Here is a 22137-nt window from a genome sequence, read left to right on the forward strand (position 1 = left end):
ATGGCTGAAGCCAAATCAGTGCCGGTGCTGTTCGTCAGCGACCCGGTGGTTCTACCCGGCATGGTCGTGCCGATCGCGTTGGACGACGCCGCTCGCGCCGCCGTGGACGCCGCCCGTGCCACCGAATCAGGCACGCTGCTGATCGCACCCCGACTCGAGGACCGCTACCCGTCCTACGGCGTGCTCGCGACGATCGTCCAGGTCGGCCGCATCCCGGGTGGCGGTACCGCCGCGGTGGTCCGCGGTGAGCGTCGCGCTCACATCGGCGCCGGCGCCAGCGGCCCGGGGGCAGCGCTGTGGGTCGAGGTGACCGAGGTCACCGACCCCGATCCCACCGACGAAACCCGTGCGCTGGCAAGCGAATACAAGAAGCTGTTGTTGGCAATGCTGCAACGCCGCGAGGCGTGGGAGCTCGTCGACGTGGTGAACAAGCTGACCGATCCGTCAGCGCTGGCCGACATGGCCGGCTATGCCTCGTACCTGACCGACGTCCAGAAGCGTCAGCTGCTCGAGACCGAGAACGTCAGCGAACGGCTGCGGGCGCTGATCGACTGGACCGGCGACCACCTGGCGGAAGTCGAGGTCAACGACAAGATCTCCCAGGACGTCCGCGAGGGCATGGAAAAGCAGCAGAAGGAGTTCCTGCTGCGCCAGCAACTCAATGCGATCCGTAAGGAACTCGGTGAGGGCGAGCCGGAAGGGTCCGACGACTACCGGGCCCGCGTCGAGGCCGCGGACCTGCCGGACAAAGTGCGGGAGGCCGCGCTGCGCGAGGTCGGCAAGCTGGAACGCTCCAGCGACCAGAGCCCGGAAGGCGGCTGGATCCGCACCTGGCTGGATACCGTGCTCGACCTGCCGTGGAACACCCGCACCGAGGACTCCACCGACCTGACGGCGGCCCGCGAGATCCTCGACGCCGACCACCACGGACTCGACGACGTCAAAGACCGCATCGTTGAGTATCTGGCGGTGCGGGCCCGACGTGCCCAGCGTGGTCTGCAGGTCGTCGGCGGCCGTGGCTCGGGTGCTGTGATGGTGCTGGCCGGTCCGCCCGGGGTCGGCAAGACGTCCCTGGGCGAAAGCGTCGCCCGGGCGCTCGGTCGCAAGTTCGTCCGCGTCGCCCTGGGTGGTGTGCGCGACGAGGCCGAGATCCGCGGACACCGCCGCACCTATGTCGGCGCCCTGCCCGGTCGGATCGTCCGCGCCATCGGCGAAGCCGGGTCGATGAATCCCGTTGTGCTGCTAGATGAAATCGACAAGGTCGGTTCCGACTTCCGGGGCGACCCGGCCGCGGCGCTGTTGGAGGTCCTCGACCCGGCGCAGAACCACACCTTCCGCGACCACTACCTGGACCTGGACCTGGACCTGTCCGACGTGGTGTTCCTGGCGACCGCCAACGTGATCGAGAACATTCCGTCGGCGTTGCTGGACCGGATGGAGTTGGTTCAGATCGACGGTTACACCGAGGACGACAAGGTCGCGATCGCTCGTGACTTCCTGTTGCCCCGCCAGCGCGACCGTGCCGGGCTGACCGATGACGAGGTCAGCGTCACCGAGGACGCGCTGCGCAAGATCGCGGCGGACTACACCCGCGAACCGGGCATGCGGCAGTTCGAACGGCTGCTGGCCAAGGCGCTGCGCAAGGTGACGACCAAGCTGGCCGGGGTCGACGAACCGGTGACGATCGACGAACCGGACTTGGTGGACTACCTGGGCCGTCCGCGATTCACGCCGGAGTCGGCCGAACGCACCGCGGTGCCGGGTGTGGCTACCGGACTGGCGGTGACCGGGCTGGGTGGTGACGTGCTCTACATCGAGGCGGGCGCCGCTGGATCGACTCCGCCAGGCGAGTGGTCCCTCCAGCTGACCGGTCAACTGGGTGACGTGATGAAGGAATCCGCACAGATCGCGCTCTCCTACGTGCGGTCGCACGCCGACGCGCTCGGTGTCGATCCCAAGGCCCTGGATCGGCGGATCCACGTGCACGTGCCCGCGGGCGCCGTCCCGAAGGACGGTCCGTCGGCCGGCGTCACGATGGTGACCGCGCTGGTGTCGATGGCCACCGGGCGACAGGTTCGCGCAGACGTCGGGATGACCGGCGAGGTGACGCTGAACGGCCGCGTGCTGCCGATCGGCGGCGTCAAGCAGAAGCTGCTGGCCGCTCAGCGCGCGGGACTCACCACGGTGTTCATCCCGCAGCGCAATGAGCCCGACCTGGACGACGTGCCGGCCGAGGTGCTTGCAGCGCTGGACGTCAAGCCGATGACCGACGTCGCCGACATCGTCACGCAGGCGTTGGAGCCCGTGGCCGAAGCGGTGACCGCCGCAGCCTGACAACGACCGCGCCCCCGAGCGACTAATTCAGCAGCGCTCGCGGGGCGCGGTCTGCTGTCTGGCGCACGCCAGCAGCCTGCGGCGGGACCGGCGTCGAGGGGCGAGGAAAGCGATGGCGCAGCGCCCTGATCAGACGGTCGACTTCGACTATGCGAGAACGCATCTCGGCCTTGGCCTGCGGCGGCAGATTCAACAACTCGGCGAGCTCTCGACGCAGGATGTCTTCGAACACGCGGGCCTGAGCGGCCTCGGCCGGCGTGGACCGCCGGTGCGGGTCGCCTTCATGGACGGGTGAGCGCGGCGGCACGGCATCGCGGAGGGGAACGCTGTTCACGGATGCGTGTCCTAGCGATACGGCCTTCGCCTGCGCGCGGTACGACATGCCTGGCTCCCTCAGTCACTGAAGTTCTGTTAGGGAGGATCGGCCCGAATGCCGCGAATGTGGCGAGTCCTCAACCTGATGCGGTACAGAGATTAGGTACAGCCGGAAATCTCGGTCAAGGCGAACCACCCAGGATTCGTTGAGGATTTCGTCACACCCGCTGTCGGTGCCGGGCGTTAACGTTGCGCATGGTCTACGACGCTGATCTTGCCGATCGCATCCGGGAACTTCTCGGACCGATCCGCGGCGTCGACGAGAAGCGGATGTTCGGCGGCCTGGCTTTCCTGATCAACGGTCACATGTCGGTAGCCGTCAGCAAACAGGGCGGACTCATCGTCCGGGTGCCGCCGGACAAGACCGAGGGATTCCTGGCGCGAGCCCACGTCAACCCGATGGTGATGGCCGGCCGGGAGACCCGCGGCTGGGTTCGCGTCGACGCCGAGGGCGTGAAAACGAAACGGCAACTCGCGGGCTGGGTGACCCGTGGCGTCGAGTATGCGCATGGCCTCCCACCCAAGTAACCATGACGTTTGCGAACACCGCGGGCGGGTACGCCGGGAACCATGGACCAGCACAAGCAGATCGTGCGACAACTGCTGAAAGTTGCCGGAACGACATACGCTGCCGAGGCCGACGTCCGAATCAGCGACAAACCCATGCCCTTGTTCCAGCTATTGGTGTTGTGCATGCTTGCCAGCAAACCGATCGACGCGACGATCGCCATGCGTGCCGGGCACGAACTGTTTCGCGCCGGGCTCAAGACCCCCAAGGCAGTGCTCAACGCCGATCGCCACACCATGATCGAGGCGTTCGGTCGCGCCCACTATGCGCGCTACGACGAGAGCTCGGCGACCCGGTTGACCGAGATGGCGCAGCGCGTCGTGGAAGACTACGCAGGGGACCTGCGGGAAATCCCACGGCGAACGTCCGAGAACGTCGACGCCGCCAAACAAATGCTCAAAGAATTCAAGGGCATCGGGGACACCGGGGCTGACATCTTCCTTCGCGAAGTGCAGGACGTCTGGACCTGGGTTCGCCCCCATTTCGACAAGCGCGCCACCCGAACCGCCAAGGCGCTGGGACTGCCCGACGACCCCGAGAAGCTGGGCGCCTTAGCGCCGAAGGCCAACGCCCGGCTGGCCGCCGCGCTGGTACGAGCCTCTCTCGACGACGATGTCCGCCGACAGGTCGCGGGTTGAGCCGTCCGGTGACTGTGCGAATCGGCATGTCGGGGTGGTCGTACGATCATTGGGCCGGAGTGTTGTATTCACCGAAACTGCCACCCGCGCAACGGCTGCGCCGTTACGTCGAGGAGTTCAACACCGTCGAGCTCAACGCGAGTTTCTATCGCTGGCCCAAGGATTCGACGTTCCTGAAGTGGCGAACCGAGCTGCCGGATGGCTTCGCGATGTCGGTCAAAGCGCACCGTGGACTAAGCCACTACCGCCGGCTGAACGCACCCGAACCGTGGATCGAACGATTCGAACGCTGCTGGCAATTGCTCGACGGCCGGCGCGGCGCGGTGCTGGTGCAGCTTCATCCCGAGCAAGCCCGCGACGACGGCCGGCTCGACGCTTTCCTGGCGGCCGTGCCGTCGCACATCCGGATCGCCATGGAATTACGGCATGCTTCCTGGGACGATCCCGCCGTCTATGCGCTGCTGGAGAAACACCGGGCGGCCTATGTCGTGACGAGCGGCGCGGGGATGCGATGTGTCCCGATAGCCACCTCCGACCTGGTCTACGTCCGAATGCACGGACCCGCCTCGGACGATCTGTACACCGGCTCCTATCCGAGGCACGCTCTCGAGGAGTGGGCAGCGCGGATTGCCAAGTGGGACAGCGAAAGCCGAGACGTGTTGCTCTACTTCAACAACGACCTGCACGGCAACGCGGTGCGGAACGGCCGTGTCCTGCGGGACATGCTGCCGTCAGGTGTCAGTGGTACCGGCAATTCGACAGGATGGAGCGATCGTGGCTGACTCGAGAACATTCGTCATCATCGGCGGTGGCCTGGGCGGGGCCAAGGCGGCCGAAGCGCTGCGGGAGAAGGGGTTTGACGGCAAGGTCGTGCTCCTCGCGGACGAAGAGTATCTCCCCTATGAGCGACCCCCGCTGTCCAAAGACTTCCTGGCCGGCAAGAAGTCACTCGCCGACTTCACCGTGCACGATTCGGATTGGTATCGCGAGCACAAGATCGACTTACGCGTCGACGCCGAGGCGGTCTCGATCGATCCCGCAGAGCACACCGTTTCGCTTTCGGACGACTCCCAAGTTCACTACGACAAGTTGTTGCTGGCCACTGGATCACGCCCACGATGGCTCACCATCCCCGGCGCGGACTCCACCGGAGTCCACTACCTGCGCAAGTACGACGACGCGTCCAATCTGGACACCGCCCTCAAGGAAGGCTCGTCACTCGCCATCATCGGAGCCGGCTGGATTGGGCTGGAAATCGCGGCTAGCGCGCGCCAACGTGGAGTGGACGTGACCGTCGTCGAGACCGCAAAAGTTCCGCTGAGCACAGCCGTCGGTGAGGAAGTCGGCAAGGTCTTCGCACAACTACATCGCGACCACGGCGTCGACCTGCGGCTGGAGACCGAGGTCAAGGAGATCACCACCGAGGACGGCAAAGCCACCGGCCTGAAACTCGGCGACGGATCGACCGTCACCGCCGACCGCGTGCTCGTCGCCGTCGGCGCCCAGCCCAACATCGAACTGGCCGAGCGCGCCGGCCTTCCGACCGACGGCGGCGGCGTACTGGTCGACGCATCGCTGCGTTCGGCCAACCCCGACATCTATGCAGTCGGTGACATCGCCGCGGCCGAGCACCCGTTGTTCGAGGAGCGGATCCGCACCGAACACTGGGCCAATGCGCTCAAGCAACCCGAGGTCGCGGTGGCGGGCATGCTCGGCGAGCCTGGTGAATACCAAGAACTGCCTTACTTTTTCACCGACCAATACGACCTGGGCATGGAATACGCCGGCCACGCGCCGAACTATCAGCGGGTCGTGTTTCGCGGCGACAAGGACGCCAGGGAATTCGTGGCGTTCTGGCTCGACACCGACAACCATCTGCTGGCCGGCATGCAGGTCAACATTTGGGATGCCCTCGACGACATCAAGAATCTGATCCGTAAGAAAGCTCCGGTCGATCCGGACAAACTGGCCGACCCTGAGGTGCCGCTGCCCGACGCGCTCAGCTGACGACGATGACGTCGGGCAGTTGCTGACCTTGGAACCGCTCCCGCTCGGCGCGCCGACGCTTGATGCGCAACCGCGCATCCGACGGCACAGTCACCACCTCGTCACAGGTGAGATAGAAGATCTCCCCCGCCACACTGATGAGTTCGGCATCGACAATCCGGGATCCCAGTTCGCGCAGCGTCATTCGCAATTCATGCGTGAATCGGATTGTCGCGTCGTAAGCCAGTTCACGGGAGGCGCGGGCGCTGGCGGCCAGCCGTTCGGGCAGCTTCGCATCGGATGCAGTCGACGGCGTTCGGGGGGAAAGCTCGGTGGCGGCACGCCCCGCCGCAGCGAGCAGGATGGCCGGATCGTCACCGATCATCAGGTTGGCCAGTTCGATCTCTCCAGGGCCGCGGTGCCCCAACCGGCTGATCGCCGCGCTGAAAGCCGCACCGATCGTCGGCGACTGCGCGGTGATGGCTTCGAGTTCTCCGTCGATGGCCAACGCACACAGCGACAAATCGCCGCCGATCGACGCCGCGAGCGCGGAGGTCTCGGCCGCAACCACATCGCTGTCGAGAAGGGTACCGAGACCGTTGACGGGAACATGGACACCGCGGCGTTCCACCGTCGCCGCGGTGACGCCGCTGTCGACCAACCACATGCCGGTCAGTGCCCAGCCCTGATGAATTCGGTCGCGGAGCAATCGGACCCGTGCCTGCAGCTGCGCATCCGTCAACGAATCCAGTTGTGCCGCAGACAGATGCTCCGCCGTCGCGGAAGCGACGAATGCCTGGGTATCCGTCTTGAGGTGCCGCAGTAATGCGAGGGCGCGTTTCACCACCACCGCCTTGGCCGCGGCTGACCCCAGCCGTCCACTCTGCGGTGGCCGACCGTGCGGGAACAGGTCGGCCGTCGAGTCGCGCAGTGACGCCTGCACGAGTTCGTCGACGTCCCAACCTGGTAACTGTTCCGCGATGATCGCGCTCACCGACACGTTGACGTAGGGACGATGACCGAAGACAGCGATGCCTCTGCTGTTCCACTCGCCGGTTACGACAGTGTCCGACGCCGTCACCGCACCGATCATTCGCGTGGCGGCGCGCAACCCTGTCAACTGGACGTCCAGCGTCATCGGGGTCAGCGGCCCGGGCAGCGTAAGGGCCAGTGGCGTGGCACTGAATACCGGAAATCGCGGGTCGACCCGGTCGTCGAATTCGCCTTGCTGCTCGTCCGCCGACGCCGAGCGTAGCGGCGTCCCATCCCAGGGCTCGGTGGGCGGGATGAGCTCGACCGGCAGCGGCAATCGTCCGGGCTCATCCGCCGCGCCGGTGGCGGTGACCCTACGGCCGGCCAGGCCGCGCGCGGTGTCTGCTACGGCATCCTCTGCGAGCCAACCGAATTCAAATTTCCACGCTTCGGCCAATGCAGCACTGTCGAGCTGCGACGTGAGCTGAGCCCAGCCGGACTGGCGCACCCGCAGGCCGCGTTGCCCGGTCGAACGCAGCGCACCGCGCGCGGACGTCGCATCGACGGTGTCAGTACTGGCCAGGTCGACCACTCCCGTGCGATTGGTTGTGACGGCGTGCACCAGGAAGCGAAGTAGATCGTCGAAATGTAATACCCGCAGCGGTTCCGCCGGCGTCTTGACCTGACGCAGGCTGGCGACCGTGCGGCAGATCATCCAGTCGAGTTGCCGACCCAGCAGCGGTGCGATGCGCACTATGAGGTTCGGCGCCCAGCCACTGGAGACCAGCGTCTCGGCCTGCTCACGGAGCCCGGGCTCTCCCGCCGCGGCGGCCACGTAGATCAACCGTGCACCACCACGCGCCGCCGCGTGGGCGACGCGGACGAGTCCGTCGATGCCGGCGCTGCCCGGCACGCCGGGTTCGACCGGGGCGAGGTGCAGCACCACGTCGGCCGAATCGGCGAGCTGCAGCAGGACCGGGTCGCCAAGTGCGGCGCTGACGAATTCGATGTCAGGGTGCAGCGTGCCCGGCCGGTGCGGCCCGACGCCGGTGACCGCATGACCGGCGGCGACAAGTTGCCGGGCCACGGCGCGCCCCAGCAAACCGGTGACGCCGGTCAGCAGAATCCGCACGCCCGAGCACCTCCACGGCGTCTAGTAGATTGAAAGACAATAGTCGTTACGGGCGCTCCCAGGAAGCTTTCAGGTAACCCTGTTAACTCATTGCAATATCGCGGAACCGTCGGCGTGGACGTTGACCTTGGCGCCACCGATGTCCTCGGTCACCGTCGCCGCTGCCGCCGCCGGATCCGTGATCAACGCCAATGTGCGACGCTCGTCGGGAGTGCGAACCGCCAGGAAGGCTTTTTCGGGCTGACCGTCCCGGTCGAACGGCGTGGTCCAGGCTTCGACAGTGCCCACCCCCTCCCATTCGACCGCAGCCGTTCGGGTCGGCTCGCGGTCGACCGTGGGTTGTACGTCCTCCCAACGGAATTCGGTCGTCGGCGGCTCGGTGCCATACACCCCGAAGCTGTGCTTGGTCAAATAGCCGCCATTGGCGGTGACCAGCCCGCGCCGGCCGGGGTTCTCGGTGAGCAGCTGGGCCATCGTCGCGATCGAGTGCGTGACGTAGTTGTTCCACGGACCACCGGCGAAGGTCAGTCCGCCGGTCACGGTCAGCGGCCGGCTGGCATCGTCGGTCGGCAGTCCCAATTCGTTCGCCGCTACTTGCACGGCCGACGGGAAGCATGAGTAGAGGTCGACGAAGTCCATGTCGTCGATACCGAAGCCGGCCAGCTCCAGCGCCCGCGCGCCGCCGATCCGAATCGACGGCGATGTGTGCAGCTCGGCGCGTTCGCTGATCGAGTACGTGTCATGCGCGTCGGTACCGGCGTAGGGGAACACCCACCGATCGGACGGGATGCCCATCCGGGTGGCCGCCTCCACGGACGCCAGGATCAACGCGGCACCTTGATCGACCATGTTGTTGGAGTTCATCAGCTTGGTGTAGGGCCAGCTGATCATCCGGTTGGTCGGTCCGGGTTGCGAGATCTCTTGAGGAGTAACCGGTTTGCGGATCCACGCGTGTGGATTGCGGCTCGCAACCTCGCTGAAACGCGCCCACAGTTCACCGATGCGAAGTCGATGATCGTCGACCGATTCGCCGGTGCCGACGCGCAGCGCCTGCTCGAACATCGGGTAGATGAACGCCGGACGGTCCAGCTTGATGCGGATCTCGGACTCCCCCGCCATCGGCACGTTTTCGTTGCTGCCGTCGGGCTCGGGGATCGTGTTGTCCTGCTGGGTCGCGGTCAGGCGCTGACCCGCGGCGCGCAACTGCGTGCGCGTGCGCCACATCTCCGCGCCGGCCACCAGGACCACGTCGGCGCGACCCTGCTGGATGTCCACGCATGCCCGGTTGACCAGTGTCTGCGGGACGTTGCCGCCGATGCCGCTGTATTTGGTGGTGAAGCGGTCGAGGCCGAGACGTTGGCCGAGCAGCAGGGCGGGATCGCGGTAGTACACCGACAACAGATTGACCACTCGGATCGAGTCGACCGCCTCGAGCACCCGCGCATCGGCCGCGTCGCGTGCCGCCGCGGCCATCAGGTCAACCGGCTCCAGGGTGTTGCCATCTGCGGACTCACGATGGTTCACCTGACCGTGCGCGATCAGCACCGGCGTTTTGGGGTTGAGCGGCATCAAGCAAGACCTTCCGGGGTGTCTGTGGACGCAAACAGCACGCCATCGTGGATGAGTCGTTCGGTTTCCTCGCTGCTCATGCCGAGGACTTTCAGGCAGATTTCGCGGGTGTCCTGCCCCGGCAGCGGCGCCGGGCGCTGCGGGGCGGGCGGGATGTGCCGGAACGGCGCCGGCCCGGTCTCCGCGGGCAGCGGATGGTCGAATAGCCGATGCGTCATGTCGCTGTACAGCTTGCGTTCGCGCAATTGCGGATCTTCCAAGATGTCGGGCGGCCGATGCATCGGTGCGGCCGGAACGCCCGCCTTCTGCAGCGCAGCGGCGACCCGCTGCGGGCTGCGCTCCCGCGTCCAGGCCGAGACCAGCTCGACGAGTTCGCCGCGATGTGCCAGCCTCGCCGCTGCGTTCGTGAACCGAACGTCATGGACCGGTAACCCGAAAACCGCGGTGGCTGAACGCCAGTCGTCGTCGACGCGGAAAGAGATCACGCACCATTCGTCGTCGCCGGCGCAGGGAAAGACTTCGTGGATGCCGGTATCGTCGTCGAGGACATCCCCGTTGCAGGCGCGTGCCGCGTCGGTGACGTAGCGGACGTCGAGTTGGTTGACCACGGCTTCGGCCTGCGAGACGTGCACGCGTGCCCCGCTACCGGTCCGATCGCGATGGATGAGCGCCGCGAGGGCACCGATTGCGCTGATCCGGCCGACCACATGGTCGGGGAAAACGGTTGTGGCGTCGTAGAACCGGTGCCGGGAATGAGTGTCGCCCGGTCGCGGGTGCGGATCGGTCCACAATTTGCTGACACCCGCGGTGGCGCGCACAAGCGGGCCATACCCCAGTCGGTTGCTCCAGGGACCACGGTCGCCGAAGGCGCTGCTCTCCGCCAGCACCAGCCGCTGGTTGAGCGAGTGCAGGGTGTCGTACGGAAAGCCCAGCGCTGCAAGCGTTCCGGGCTTGAAGTTGGCGAACACCGCATCGGCGCCGGCCACCAGTCGGCTGAACACCTGCTTGCCCTCTTCGCTGCGCAGATCCAGCCCGATCGCCAAGTTGTTCCGGTGCGTCCAGGCAAACGACTCGCTCATCGGGTCACCAACGCGCGCTTGGCGCAATCCATCCGGATAGGCGGCGCTTTCGACTTTGATGACTTCGGCGCCCATGTCACCGAACAGCCGGCTGAGCTCACCACCGGCGACGATGATGCCCAGGTCGACGATGCGCAGCCCATCGAACGGACGCGGGCCCGCCTTCGAGGGCGCCGCCACGGTCGCCGGCACGGCGGGCCAGCAGGCTTTGTCGGCGCCGGCCGCAGGCGCGGGCTCGCGAAAACCGATGTGCTGTCCGTTGACCGAGTAGTAGCCAGTCGGGACGATGCTGTGCACACCGGGGACCAGTTCGGCATCGACGACGGCGTCGACGGCCTCGAAGTGTTCCGAGCGGAGTATCTGCGCGGGATCCAGCACGGCCGATATCGCGACGCCGTGCGATTGCCCTTCGGCGACAAGCGCTTTCATCGTCTGATCGGCAAACAGCTGCCGAACCAGCTCGCCGATCTGCGGCCACGCCTTGAACCGCTCCGCGATGACGTCGTATTTGGGGTCCTGGAACTCCTCCGGCTCGCCGAGCCAGCGGCGCAGTCCGTGCCACTGTCGCGGTGACATCACGCACAGCCGGACGAAACCGTCCCGGCAGGCATAGATCGGGTAAGCGTCCTGATTCTTCGGGCGGCCCCGCCACCGATCGGGATGCCGGACACCCGCGGCGGCTTGACCATGGGCGCCGAACGCCGGGTCGAGCGCCATCACCACGGCCTCGTACCGCGAGAAGTCGATGTAATCGCCGGTGCCAGAACGCAATTTGTTGTAGTAGGCGACCAGCACCGACCAAGCGGCCTGGACCGCAGCCGTCGCCGATGCAATCCCGTCCGGCGGCGAGACCGGGGTTCCACTGGTGGGCCCCGAGCGGGCCAGCGCTCCGGACAGCGCGTAGAGCACGGGATCGGTCGCCTGCCACGACGCGAGCGGTCCGTTCGTGCCGAAGTCGGTGACCGACAACGTCACCAGTTGCGGGAATCGATCGGCCAGCTCTTCACACGACGTCCCGTACGCGGCGGCTTGGCCCGGCATACCGCTGTCGACGACGATGTCGGCGTTTCCGGCCAGTTCGACCAGCCGCTCGCGATCACCATGGTCGGACGGGTCGAGCACGGCGCTGCGCTTGTTCGCGTTGTGCAGGGCGAAGCGGATGCTGGTCCCCCGCAGCGACGGCCGATCAGAGCGGGCCGGACTCCCACCGGGCGGCTCTACTTTCAGGACATCGGCGCCCAGGTCCGCGAGCAGGCGGGTGACCGCGTCGCCGGTGCCGTCGCACAGGTCGAGCACCCGCAGCGACGCGAGCAGGTCGTCAGGCATCACGTCAGCGTAGTTGGCAGGTGTCAAGTTCCCGTATCTGCCATGGGCTTCTGCACGAATCCCCCAACCTGCGCATAGTGGGAAGAATGGTCTTCACGAAGGCGACGCTGTCCAAGGACGAATGTGCCGGGATCCACGCCTACTGGCGGGCCGCAAACTACTTGTCCGTCGGACAAATCTACTTGCTGGACAATCCGCTGCTGCGCGAGCCGCTCAGCGCCGAACACGTCAAGCCACGCCTGCTGGGGCACTGGGGCACCACCCCAGGCCTGAATCTGATCTACACCCACCTGAACCGGGTGATCCGCAATCGCGACGCCAACGTCATCTTCATCACCGGCCCCGGCCATGGCGGGCCCGGGCTGGTAGCCAACGCCTACCTCGAGGGAACTTACAGCGAGGTGTACACCGGCATCGAAGAAGACGCCGAGGGACTGCGAAAACTCTTCCGGCAGTTCTCCTTTCCCGGTGGAATCCCCAGTCACGTGGCAGCCCAGACACCGGGCTCCATCCATGAGGGCGGAGAACTCGGCTATGCCCTGGTACACGCCTACGGCGCGGCGTTCGACAACCCGGATCTGGTCGTCGCCTGCGTCGTGGGCGACGGCGAGGCCGAAACCGGGCCGCTGGCGGCGAGCTGGCATTCCAACAAGTTCTTGGATCCCGTCACCGACGGCGCTGTGCTGCCGATACTGCACCTGAACGGCTACAAGATCGCCAACCCGACCGTGTTGGCGCGCATCCCACACGCAGAGCTGGAGTCGCTGCTGCGCGGCTACGGATATCGCCCGATCACCGTCGCCGGCGACGACCCAACCGACGTCCACCAACAGCTCGCGGCCGCGCTGGACGAAGCCTTCGACGCGATCGCGGCGATCCAGCACGACGCCCGCGATCGCGGCGCCACCGAACGGCCGGTGTGGCCGATGCTGGTGCTGCGCACTCCGAAAGGCTGGACCGGGCCGGACAAGGTCGACGGGAGACAGGTCGAGGGCACCTGGCGGGCCCATCAGGTCCCGTTGTCGGAGACCCGGGACAACCCCGAGCACCGTGCTCAGCTGGAGAAGTGGCTGCACAGCTATCGGCCCAAGGATCTCTTCGACGACGACGGCCGGCTGCGGGCCGAGTTGCGGGCGCTGACCCCCACGGGCACCCGGCGGATGAGCGCCAATCCGCACGCCAACGGCGGCCTTCTACTGCAGGACTTGGATCTGCCGGACTTCCGCGATTACGCCGTGCCCGTCACCCAGCCCGGCTCGACGATGCACGAGGCCACCAGGGTGCTGGGCACCTTCCTGCGTGACGTGATCGCGCGCAATCCCGACCGTTTCCGCCTGATGGGCCCAGACGAGACATCGTCCAATCGCCTCGATGCGGTCTACGAGGCGACCGACAAGGTATGGATGTCGACGACATTGCCGGTGGACGAGAACCTCGCACCGGCGGGCCGGGTGATGGAGGTGCTCTCCGAGCACCTGTGTCAGGGCTGGTTGGAGGGCTACCTGCTAAGCGGGCGCCACGGGTTGTTCAACTGTTACGAGGCGTTCGTGCACATCGTCGACTCGATGCTCAACCAGCACGCCAAGTGGTTGGCCACCAGCCGCGAGTTGCCCTGGCGTCAGCCGATCGCGTCGCTCAACTACCTGTTGAGCTCACACGTGTGGCGTCAGGACCACAACGGCGCCACTCATCAGGACCCGGGGTTCATCGACCTCGTCGCCAACAAGCGCCCGGAGATGACCCGCGTGTACTTGCCGCCGGACGGAAACACGTTGTTGTCGGTGGCCGACCACTGTTTGCGCAGCCGCGACTACATCAACGTCATCGTCGCCGGCAAGCAGCCCCAACTGTCTTACCTCGACATGGAGTCCGCGGTCGCGCACTGCGCCCGAGGACTGGGCATCTGGCAGTGGGCCAGCACCGCGACCGCCGAGCCCGACGTGGTGCTGGGCTGCGCCGGCGACATCCCGACCCAGGAGACGCTGGCCGCCGCCGACATCCTGCGTCGTGAGCTGCCCGACCTGGCCGTGCGGGTGGTCAACGTCGTCGACCTCATGCGGCTACTGCCCGACTCCGAACATCCACATGGCTTGCCGGACAACGAATTCAATGCCATCTTCACCACCGACAAGCCGATCATCTTCGCCTACCACGGCTATCCCTGGTTGATCCACCGGCTGGCCTACAGCCGCGCCAACCACCACGAGCTGCACGTCCGTGGGTTCAAGGAGCGCGGCACTACCACCACTCCGTTCGACATGGTGATGCTCAACGACCTCGATCGCTTTCATCTGGTCATGGACGTGATCGACCGGGTCGAAGGGCTGGGCGCCCGGGCAGCTGTGCTGCGTCAGCGGATGGCGGATGCCCGGCTGGCTGCACGGCGGTACACCCGCGAACACGGCGAGGACGATCCCCACATCTCGGGTTGGACATGGGGAGGCGAGTGAGCGGAGCGTAGCGACGGGAACGAGCCGACCCATCAAACACAGCGAGGCGAGTGAGCGGAGCGCAGCGACGGGAACGAGCCGACCCATCAAACACAGCGAGGCGAGTGAGCGGAGCGCAGCGACGGGAACGAGCCGACCCATCAAACATGGGGAGGCGAGTGAGCGGAAGCTAACGGGCTCCGCACGCCGGTAGCCTGGTGAGATGCCCAGCTCCGAGATCGCCGCGGCGGAATCGCATCCGCTGCAGGCACAACTGTCGGCGCTGCACCACTTCCGTATTCGGGTCGACGTCGCCGTGGTCGTCGTCGTACTGGCATTGAGCAACCTGATCGCGCACTTCACCACGGCATGGGCAGGCATCGTCACGGTTCCTGCGGCGGCGGTCGGGCTCGTCGCGTGGCTGCGCGTCCGCGGGCTGGGTTGGGCGGAACTCGGCTTGGGTCGCGAGCACTGGAAATCCGGTGCCGCCTACGCCGTCGGGTCCGTCGCATTGGTGCTCGCGGTCATCGCGGTCGGCGCGCTGTTGCCGGTAACGCGGCCGATGTTCATGAACCATCGCTACGCGACCTTGTCCGGCGCGTTGATGGCTTCGATGATCATCATCCCGCTGCAGACCGTCATCCCCGAGGAGTTGGCCTTCCGCGGGGTGCTGCACGGCACCCTGAATCGCGCATGGGGGTTCCGCGGCGTGGCGCTGGCCGGATCGCTTTCCTTCGGGCTGTGGCACATCGCCACCTCGCTCGGGTTGACGAGCAGCAACGTCGGCTTCACCCGGCTGTTCGGCGGCGGATTGGCCGGCCTGCTGGCCGGCGTGCTGATGGCGGTGCTCGCGACCGCGGCGGCCGGGTTCGTGTTCAGCTGGCTGCGACGGCGCAGCGGGAGTCTGCTCGCCCCGATCGCGCTGCACTGGTCGCTCAATGGGTTGGGCGCGCTGGCGGCCGCCCTGGTGTGGCAGCTGTCGAGCTGACTCAGACGAGCAGCACCGCGGCCCCGGAGATGCGTCCAGCACTGAGGTCCGACAGCGCCCGATCCGCTTGATCCAGTGGATATTCCGGCGTCGTGACCGCTACGTGATGTTCGCCGACGAAGTCGAGGAATGCTCGCGCATCGGCTCGGGTATTGGAGGTCACCGACCGAAGCTGGCGTTCCTGGAACAGGTGACGTTGGTAGTTCAAAGCCGGGATGTCGCTGAGGTGGATTCCCGCGATCGCCAACGTGCCCCCGCGGTCTAAAGCCTCCAGCGCCGGCAATACCAGGTCGCCGACGGGTGCGAACAGGATTGCGGCGTCAAGCTTGACCGGCGGCGGATCGGCCGCCCCTTGCGCCGACGCCGCACCCAGATCGATGGCCAATTCCTGAGCCGCTACGCCCCGCGTCATGACGTGGACTTCGGCGCCTTGTGCTAGCGCGACCTGAGCGGTCAGGTGTGCGCTGCCGCCGAATCCATATATCCCCAACCGACCGCCGGGCGGCAGTGCGGCGCGCTGCAGCGACCGGTAACCGATGATGCCGGCGCACAGCAGCGGCGCGAGTTCGCTGTCGCTGTAACCGGCCGGCAGACGGTGCGCGAACGCCGCTGGCACCGTGGCGAACTCCGCGTATCCCCCGTCGGCGTCCCATCCCGTGTAACGCGAGTAGGGGCACAGGTTCTCGTCTCCACGCAGACAGTAGGCACACACCCCGCAGGTGTGGCGCAGCCAGGCGATGCCGACCCGGTCGCCGACCCGAAACTCCTCGCCGGCGTCCGCGCCGACCTCGATCACCTCGCCGACGACTTCGTGCCCCGGAGTGACGCCTTGCCGGTGCACCGGCAAATCGCCTTCGGTGACATGCAGGTCGGTGCGGCAGACCCCGCACGCGCGGACCGCAACCAGGAGTTCGGCCGGCCCGGGCTGCGGGACCTGGCTGCTCACGTACTCGAGCGGTCCGGTGCTGATGGGGCCGGGCCGAGCCACCCGCCATGCGTGCATTCGTGGGTTGTCGCGTTTAGCGGCGCGCCAACCCGACGAGCCAGAGCAGGATCACCGACCCGAGCAACGCGGTGAAGAAGGTGAAGATCAGACCACCGCCCGCGGTGTTCACGAAGAAGCTGAGAATGAAACCGCCGATCAATGCTCCGACGACTCCGATGACGATGTCGAGCAGGATGCCCGATCCGCCTCCTTTGACGATCTTGCTGCCGATCCAACCGGCTAGACCGCCGATGATGATGTATCCGATTAGGCCAACGCCGGTGGTGGTGGTGGAGCGAGCGAGATATTCAGTAGCTGCCACGACGTCCATCGAAAACTCCTTGTCGCTGGTCAAAGGCCGCTTGCCTATTCATTACCCGATCCGGTGGCTGCTATTCGCCTCGAGTTGCCGCTCGCTAGGTGGCGATAGCGCCAGGAGCGGGGGCTGCGCCGTTGCCGCCGGCTGGCTGTCCCGGCGGCGCGGCTGGAGCAGGAGCAGCGGGCGCGGGCGCGCCGGGCGCGGGCGCCGGTGCGCCCGGGGCGGGTGCGGGCGCCGGCGCGGCCGGGGCGGGTGGAGGCGGCGCTCCCGGCGCGGCCGGGGCGGGTGGAGGCGGCGCTCCCGGCGCGGCCGGGGCGGGTGGAGCCGGTGCACCCGGCGCTGGCGCCGGACCGGGTACGGTGCCCAGCGGCCGCACGGATTCCGCGAGAGCCTTTGCTCCGGCCTTGTCTACCGGGTTGTTGCTGGTGCCGAGCCACACCACGAACCAGCGCTGACTTGCCGCGCCCGCCGGGCCCGGCGGGCTGACCACCCCGGCCCAGATCTGACCGTTGGGTTTGGTGGCGTCGCTGAATTTCACCTCGTAATACGACGCTCCCCCTGCCGCGCCATTGGCGCCCAGCGGGATCGTCTCCTGGTTCAGCCGGGTGCCGGGATACGGCATGAAGAATTCACCCATGTCGGACGCCAGCCGCGCCGCGGCCTTGGCGTTGTCGGCTTCCGCGCTGGCATACAGCTTTTGGTCCAATTTGCCGAGTACCACGCGGGTGTCGTTGGCGACGGGTGGCGGCTGACCGGGGGTGGGTGCACCGGCGATCTTGCTGAGCAGGGCGGAACCGTAATCCAGGTGGGTCGCGTCGGACTCCACCCAGCCGGCGGGCAGGACGTAGCTGAAGCCTCCGACCGGGTTGTCGATCCGACCGGCGTTGGGGTCGACGGGGGGCGGGGGCGGAACGTTGGGGTCGGCGGCCGGCGGCGCGCCGAGCGGAGCGGCGGGCGGCGGCACCACGGCCGGACCGGCGGGGCTGGGCGCCGCATCCGGAGCGGCGGGGGGGACGCCCGGGGCGGGCGCAGGCGCGGGAGCGGGCGCCCCGGGGACAGGGGCGACCGGGCCCGGGGGCGGCGGCACCGGGTCGGCAGCAGCGACGGACGGCCAGCCGAATGTGATCGCCCCCGCACCGCCTACCGCCGCTATTACGCGCGTAATCCTGCGGTTTCTGGGCCGTATTGAAGAGCGGTCCACCTGGTTCATGACGCAAAAACTACCGTGTGACACCCGTGACGCGAGTGTGAACTGCGAACGTTTCGGCCGATTTTTCGTCGATCCTCCGCCCGGACCACGCCGCATCCGCGCAGCTCATGACTGGCCTCAACCGCCGAGATGACAATTCGCTAACACCGCGGCGGTCGGGCGCGTCACGAGTGCGACGAAAATCCCTGCTCAGGGACCGTCGAAGCCGGCTTGGCCGAGCACCCGTTGGCCGGTCGGCCCCGTCACCAGGTCGACGAATTTTTCCGCCAGCTCCGATTGCGATGCCTTCTTGAGGACCACGATCGGGTAGACGTTCACCGCGCCGGCGGCCTCCGGGAAGCGAATGGTGTCTACCAACGCGGCGGCCTTGTGCGCATCGTTGAGGTAGACCAGGCCGGCGTCGGCTTCTCCGCCAGTGACTTTTGCCAGCACCCCGGCTCCGATCGGTTCTTCACTCACCGCATTGACGTGCATATTCGCAGTGTCTTCGATGCGCTGCGCCGCCACTCCACACGGTGCCGAGGCCTGGCAAACCGCGACCCGCACGTCGGGCCTGGCCAGATCGGCGAACGACCGGACCTGTTTCGGGTCGCCCGGCGCCGTAACGATCACCAAGGTGTTGGACGCGAAGTTGACCGGCTCTCCGCTGGCCAGGTCCGCCTTGATCACCGTGTCCATCTGGGCCGCGTCAGCCGCGGCGAACACGTCAGCGCTGGCGCCCTGGCTCAACGTGTTGGCCAGTTCGGCGGAAGTAGCGAAATTGAATTCCACCGTGGCGCCTGGGTTGTCAGCCTGGAACTTGCCGGCAAGCAAGGTGAAGGCGGGCTTCAGCGGCAGAGCCGCGAATACCATGATCGAGGTGGCCTGCCGATGAGGGGACGGCGATCCACCTGTCGTCGCCGTCGGCCCACGGCTGCATCCGGCCAGAGTCGTCGTCAGCGTCAACGCCGCCGCCACCACCAAGCCCATAGGCCGCCGACTGCCGAGCCGTGCAACCACGTAGCTCAGCGTTGTCCAAACGGTGACCACGCCGTGCCGGAATCGGAGTTTCATATCTAGCTACCGTCCAGTAACATAAGGAAACGTTAATGCCATACACGCCTTGAAATCCCAGGGACCGGCGTTGCGGTGTGCCACCATCGACGCATCGCAGAACCGTTGCTCGGGCTACATGCCGCGGAGCTCCTGACGGGCCGGCGCCTGGATTCAACGCTGAATACGAGGAGGTCATGGCGGTGGAGGTACTTGTCACCGGAGGCGACACCGAGTTGGGTCGTGCCGTTGCTGAAGAGTTCCACAACAACGGACACACGGTCACTCTTCTCGGCGCACGCCGAGACGACCTCGAGGTCGCGGCCAAGGAGATCGAAGCGGACGCAATCGTCTGCGACACCACCGACCCCGCCGCGCTGGCAGAGGTCCGCCACCTCTTCCCGCACCACCTCGACACGATCGTCAACGTTCCGGCGCCACGCTGGGACTCCGGCGACCCGCGCGCGTATTCGCTGTCCGACCTGGCCGCTGCCTGGCGCACCACGTTGGATGACACGGTGTTGTCCGCCGTTCTCACCCTCGCGACGGTCGGCGACCACCTGCGCTCCGGCGGATCGATCATCAGCGTGATGCCCGAAAGCCCCCGCCCGGGCAGCGCTGAGGCCGCGGTCAAAGCCGCATTGTCCAGTTGGGTCGCCGGCCAGGCGACCATCTTCGGCACCCGCGGAATCACGGTTAACGCCGTCGCGACTGGACGCAGCGCCCAGCCCGGCTACGACGGACTGTCCACCACGGCGCCGTCGGTAGCCTCCGAGATCGCACGGATGGCGCTGTTCCTCACCACCGGAGCCGCCCGTCACATCACGGGCCAGACGCTGCACGTGAGCCACGGCGCACTGACGCAGTTCGCCTAGCGCGTGCTTCTCGTCGGCGCCCATCCTCGACGAGACCTGCTCACACGACTGAATTTCGTAATCATTCGACATGGCTTTCAAGGCTGGATCAGTCTGCTCCAACTCGGTTTTCGTGACTAGCCACATCTACCAGCCGCCAATGAGGCGTGACGAGCCGCACTAGCGATCGCAATCGAGCGAGTTCAGTTGAGCGCGTTGGTAAGTGGCAACCCGACCCTATTGACCGAGGCCCGGCGTGATTGCCTCGGCCGGTGAAGCGTTTCGCCCCCTGGTCGGTCGGTAAACCTGGTAGCGAGGTACGTCACCTATGAGGTTCGCGGGTGTGGGCGATCACACCCGCGTACGTCGATAATTGCAGGTCCTGCCGACTATCGTGGTGGTGAACCCGCCGCTGAGGAGCCCCACACCATGAACGCCCAGCCCGAAGACACTGCCCTGAATCGTCGACACCGGGTGGTAGTCATCGGATCCGGATTCGGTGGCCTCAACGCCGTCAAAAAGCTCAAGAGAGCCGACGTCGACATTAAGCTGATCGCGCGCACCACCCATCACTTGTTTCAGCCGATGTTGTATCAGGTAGCCACCGGAATCGTCGCCGAAGGCGCCATCGCTCCCCCGACCCGCATGATCTTGCGTGGCCAGCACAACGCCCAGGTGCTGTTGGGTGATGTCACGCACATCGACCTCAAGGGCAAGTTCGTCGTCTCGGAATTGCTTGGTCACAGCTACGAAACACCGTTCGACAGTTTGATCATCGCGGCCGGCGCCGGTCAGTCGTACTTCGGAAACGACCATTTCGCCGAGTTCGCGCCCGGCATGAAGTCCATCGACGACGCGCTGGAATTGCGTGGTCGCATCATGAGCGCGTTCGAAGCCGCCGAGCGGTCCAACGACCCGGAACGACGCAAAAAGCTGCTTACGTTCACCGTCGTCGGCGCAGGACCGACCGGCGTTGAAATGGCCGGCCAGATCGCCGAACTCGCCGACTTCACGCTCAAAGGCGCTTACCGCCATATCGATTCGACGAAGGCGCGAGTCATCCTGCTCGACGCCGCTCCGGCCGTGCTACCGCCCATGGGTGAGAACCTCGGCAAGAAGGCGGCCGCGCGCCTGGAAAAGATGGGCGTCGAAATCCAGCTCGGTGCGATGGTGACCGACGTCGACCGCGACGGCATCACCGTGAAGGACGCCGACGGCACCATCCGTCGCATCGAGTCCGCCTGCAAGGTGTGGTCGGCAGGCGTCTCGGCGAGCCCGTTGGGCCGCGATCTGGCCCGGCAATCCGCTGTCGAGCTCGACCGCGCGGGCCGCGTGAAAGTGTTGCCGGACTTGTCAATTCCCGGTTATCCCTACGTATTCGTCGTCGGAGACATGGCCGCCGTCGAGGGTGTTCCCGGAGTCGCGCAAGGCGCGATCCAGGGTGGAAAATACGCGGCCCGTTTGATCAAGGCCGAACTGGCCGGCGCCGACCCCGCCCAGCGCGAGCCGTTCCAGTACTTCGACAAGGGCTCGATGGCGGCGGTATCGCGGTACTACGCCGTGGTGAAAATCGGCCCGGTCGAATTCGGCGGCATCATCGGCTGGCTGGCCTGGCTGTTACTGCACTTGGTCTACCTGATCGGCTTCAAGAACAAGATCACCACCGTGCTGTCGTGGATAGTGACGTTCTTGAGCGGTCGCCGCGGCCAATTGACGATCACCGAGCAGCAGGCGTTCGCGCGTACTCGGCTTGAGCAGCTGGCCGTCCTAGCGGCCGAAGCGCATGAGGGCGAGACCGCGAAAGCCGCCAGTTAGCTGTCGGCTTCGAGGTTTTGCAGTCGTACCTGTCCGCGGGCGATCAATCGCTCGTCGGAGTCGACGATGGTGACCAGCCAGAGTTGCTGACGCCGCCCGCGATGAATCGGCGTCGCGGTGCCGTAGATCGTTCCGCTGCCGATCGCCCGTAGGAAGTCGGTGTTGTTGTTGACACCGACGACCGACCCCTGGCCGCCCTTGGCGGCCATCCAGGTGTAGGCGGCAACGCTGGCCAGGCTTTCGACTATCGCGCAGTACACGCCACCGTGAACGATGCCCATCGGCTGCAACAGCTTCGGCGCGACCTCCAATTGCGCGCGCGTTCGATCGGGACTGATCTCGGTGAATTCCAGTCCTAATTCCTTATCGAACGGCGCTTCTGGCATCGGCTGCATGGTTGTAGTGTCTACAGGCCGACGGACACGGGGGGTGTTCCGGGGGGAGCGAATTCCTGCGGTCTGTGCGGTCACCCGATACTGTGGGTTGACTCCACGCCCCCTGTGAGGACGGCCTTAGCGCGCTCACG

General features: G+C 66.4%; 18 protein-coding genes. 9 read left to right on the forward strand and 9 right to left on the reverse strand.

The window, feature by feature from the left end:
- A complete protein-coding gene (lon, locus tag MKK62_RS22265) occupies positions 1–2334 on the forward strand; it encodes an endopeptidase La (RefSeq protein ID WP_240263992.1) in 2334 nt (777 codons plus the stop codon).
- A gap of 22 nt (positions 2335–2356) precedes the next feature.
- Here lon and MKK62_RS22270 read toward each other — a convergent pair whose 3' ends face one another.
- Positions 2357–2668, reverse strand: coding sequence for a hypothetical protein (locus MKK62_RS22270; protein WP_240263673.1), 312 nt, complete (start codon positions 2666–2668; stop codon positions 2357–2359).
- 236 nt (positions 2669–2904) lie between these two features.
- Here MKK62_RS22270 and MKK62_RS22275 point away from each other — a divergent pair, with 236 nt between their 5' ends.
- The 4 genes from MKK62_RS22275 to MKK62_RS22290 are packed head-to-tail and all read left to right on the forward strand — an operon-like array spanning position 2905 to position 5922.
- Complete coding sequence (locus MKK62_RS22275; protein WP_240263672.1) at positions 2905–3237, forward strand: TfoX/Sxy family protein; 333 nt, start codon at positions 2905–2907, stop codon at positions 3235–3237.
- 42 nt (positions 3238–3279) lie between these two features.
- A complete protein-coding gene (locus tag MKK62_RS22280; RefSeq protein ID WP_240263671.1) occupies positions 3280–3915 on the forward strand; it encodes an HhH-GDP family DNA glycosylase in 636 nt (211 codons plus the stop codon).
- An 8-nt stretch (positions 3916–3923) separates the two neighbouring features.
- Positions 3924–4697: a DUF72 domain-containing protein gene (locus MKK62_RS22285; protein ID WP_240263670.1), complete on the forward strand. Its 774-nt coding sequence runs from the start codon at positions 3924–3926 to the stop codon at positions 4695–4697.
- On the forward strand, positions 4690–5922 hold the full coding sequence (locus MKK62_RS22290; RefSeq protein ID WP_240263669.1) for an NAD(P)/FAD-dependent oxidoreductase: 1233 nt from the start codon (positions 4690–4692) through the stop codon (positions 5920–5922). Before MKK62_RS22285 ends, MKK62_RS22290 begins: the two co-directional genes overlap by 8 nt.
- Here the strand turns inward: MKK62_RS22290 and MKK62_RS22295 are convergent.
- The 3 genes from MKK62_RS22295 to MKK62_RS22305 form a co-directional block, all read right to left on the reverse strand.
- A complete protein-coding gene (locus tag MKK62_RS22295) occupies positions 5915–8005 on the reverse strand; it encodes an NAD-dependent epimerase/dehydratase family protein (RefSeq protein WP_240263668.1) in 2091 nt (696 codons plus the stop codon). The genes MKK62_RS22290 and MKK62_RS22295 overlap by 8 nt on opposite strands.
- An 87-nt stretch (positions 8006–8092) precedes the next feature.
- Entirely contained in the window at positions 8093–9574 is a 1482-nt protein-coding gene (locus MKK62_RS22300) for an acetyl-CoA acetyltransferase (protein WP_240263667.1), read from the reverse strand.
- Positions 9574–11979, reverse strand: coding sequence for a CaiB/BaiF CoA-transferase family protein (locus MKK62_RS22305; RefSeq protein WP_240263666.1), 2406 nt, complete (start codon positions 11977–11979; stop codon positions 9574–9576). The genes MKK62_RS22300 and MKK62_RS22305 overlap by 1 nt, the downstream gene beginning before the upstream one ends.
- An 86-nt stretch (positions 11980–12065) precedes the next feature.
- Between MKK62_RS22305 and MKK62_RS22310 the strand changes: the two genes are divergently transcribed.
- On the forward strand, positions 12066–14429 hold the full coding sequence (locus MKK62_RS22310) for a phosphoketolase family protein (RefSeq protein ID WP_240263665.1): 2364 nt from the start codon (positions 12066–12068) through the stop codon (positions 14427–14429).
- Positions 14430–14631: 202 nt separating this feature from the next.
- Positions 14632–15396 carry a CPBP family intramembrane glutamic endopeptidase gene (locus MKK62_RS22315; RefSeq protein WP_240263664.1) on the forward strand — a complete coding sequence of 255 codons (765 nt, stop codon included), beginning with the start codon at positions 14632–14634 and terminating at the stop codon, positions 15394–15396.
- 1 nt (position 15397) lies between these two features.
- On the opposite strand, the gene MKK62_RS22320 is transcribed toward MKK62_RS22315, so the two are convergent.
- The 4 genes from MKK62_RS22320 to modA form a co-directional block, all read right to left on the reverse strand.
- On the reverse strand, positions 15398–16399 hold the full coding sequence (locus tag MKK62_RS22320; RefSeq protein WP_240263663.1) for a zinc-binding alcohol dehydrogenase family protein: 1002 nt from the start codon (positions 16397–16399) through the stop codon (positions 15398–15400).
- 16 nt (positions 16400–16415) lie between these two features.
- A complete protein-coding gene (locus tag MKK62_RS22325) occupies positions 16416–16712 on the reverse strand; it encodes a GlsB/YeaQ/YmgE family stress response membrane protein (RefSeq protein WP_240263662.1) in 297 nt (98 codons plus the stop codon).
- 85 nt (positions 16713–16797) lie between these two features.
- Positions 16798–17910, reverse strand: a complete 1113-nt coding sequence (locus MKK62_RS22330; RefSeq protein ID WP_240263661.1) for an alanine and proline-rich secreted protein Apa — start codon at positions 17908–17910, stop codon at positions 16798–16800.
- Between the two features lie 189 nt (positions 17911–18099).
- Positions 18100–18879, reverse strand: coding sequence for a molybdate ABC transporter substrate-binding protein (gene modA / locus MKK62_RS22335; protein ID WP_434085111.1), 780 nt, complete (start codon positions 18877–18879; stop codon positions 18100–18102).
- Between the two features lie 260 nt (positions 18880–19139).
- Here modA and MKK62_RS22340 point away from each other — a divergent pair, with 260 nt between their 5' ends.
- Together MKK62_RS22340 and MKK62_RS22345 are read left to right on the forward strand one after the other, a co-directional pair.
- Positions 19140–19817: an SDR family oxidoreductase gene (locus tag MKK62_RS22340; RefSeq protein WP_240263659.1), complete on the forward strand. Its 678-nt coding sequence runs from the start codon at positions 19140–19142 to the stop codon at positions 19815–19817.
- A 408-nt stretch (positions 19818–20225) separates the two neighbouring features.
- Positions 20226–21611, forward strand: coding sequence for an NAD(P)/FAD-dependent oxidoreductase (locus MKK62_RS22345; protein WP_240263658.1), 1386 nt, complete (start codon positions 20226–20228; stop codon positions 21609–21611).
- Here MKK62_RS22345 and MKK62_RS22350 read toward each other — a convergent pair.
- Positions 21608–22006 carry a PaaI family thioesterase gene (locus MKK62_RS22350; RefSeq protein ID WP_434084981.1) on the reverse strand — a complete coding sequence of 133 codons (399 nt, stop codon included), beginning with the start codon at positions 22004–22006 and terminating at the stop codon, positions 21608–21610. The genes MKK62_RS22345 and MKK62_RS22350 overlap by 4 nt on opposite strands.
- Positions 22007–22137 lie beyond the last annotated feature (131 nt).

This window comes from Mycobacterium paraterrae, from assembly GCF_022430545.2.
In the GTDB taxonomy this organism is placed as follows: Bacteria; Actinomycetota; Actinomycetes; order Mycobacteriales; family Mycobacteriaceae; genus Mycobacterium; species Mycobacterium paraterrae.

Excerpts from the sequence above, each read along its gene's own strand:
- MKK62_RS22305 (WP_240263666.1), bottom strand. The coding sequence starts at position 11,979 with ATGCCTGACGACCTGCTCGCGTCGCTGCGGGTGCTCGACCTGTGCGAC.
- MKK62_RS22275 (WP_240263672.1), top strand. The coding sequence starts at position 2,905 with ATGGTCTACGACGCTGATCTTGCCGATCGCATCCGGGAACTTCTCGGA.
- MKK62_RS22315 (WP_240263664.1), top strand. The coding sequence starts at position 14,632 with ATGCCCAGCTCCGAGATCGCCGCGGCGGAATCGCATCCGCTGCAGGCA.
- MKK62_RS22330 (WP_240263661.1), bottom strand. The coding sequence starts at position 17,910 with ATGAACCAGGTGGACCGCTCTTCAATACGGCCCAGAAACCGCAGGATT.
- MKK62_RS22310 (WP_240263665.1), top strand. The coding sequence starts at position 12,066 with ATGGTCTTCACGAAGGCGACGCTGTCCAAGGACGAATGTGCCGGGATC.
- MKK62_RS22340 (WP_240263659.1), top strand. The coding sequence starts at position 19,140 with ATGGCGGTGGAGGTACTTGTCACCGGAGGCGACACCGAGTTGGGTCGT.
- MKK62_RS22280 (WP_240263671.1), top strand. The coding sequence starts at position 3,280 with ATGGACCAGCACAAGCAGATCGTGCGACAACTGCTGAAAGTTGCCGGA.
- MKK62_RS22300 (WP_240263667.1), bottom strand. The coding sequence starts at position 9,574 with ATGCCGCTCAACCCCAAAACGCCGGTGCTGATCGCGCACGGTCAGGTG.
- MKK62_RS22325 (WP_240263662.1), bottom strand. The coding sequence starts at position 16,712 with ATGGACGTCGTGGCAGCTACTGAATATCTCGCTCGCTCCACCACCACC.
- MKK62_RS22345 (WP_240263658.1), top strand. The coding sequence starts at position 20,226 with ATGAACGCCCAGCCCGAAGACACTGCCCTGAATCGTCGACACCGGGTG.
- MKK62_RS22320 (WP_240263663.1), bottom strand. The coding sequence starts at position 16,399 with ATGCACGCATGGCGGGTGGCTCGGCCCGGCCCCATCAGCACCGGACCG.
- modA (WP_434085111.1), bottom strand. The coding sequence starts at position 18,879 with ATGGGCTTGGTGGTGGCGGCGGCGTTGACGCTGACGACGACTCTGGCC.
- MKK62_RS22350 (WP_434084981.1), bottom strand. The coding sequence starts at position 22,006 with ATGCAGCCGATGCCAGAAGCGCCGTTCGATAAGGAATTAGGACTGGAA.
- lon (WP_240263992.1), top strand. The coding sequence starts at position 1 with ATGGCTGAAGCCAAATCAGTGCCGGTGCTGTTCGTCAGCGACCCGGTG.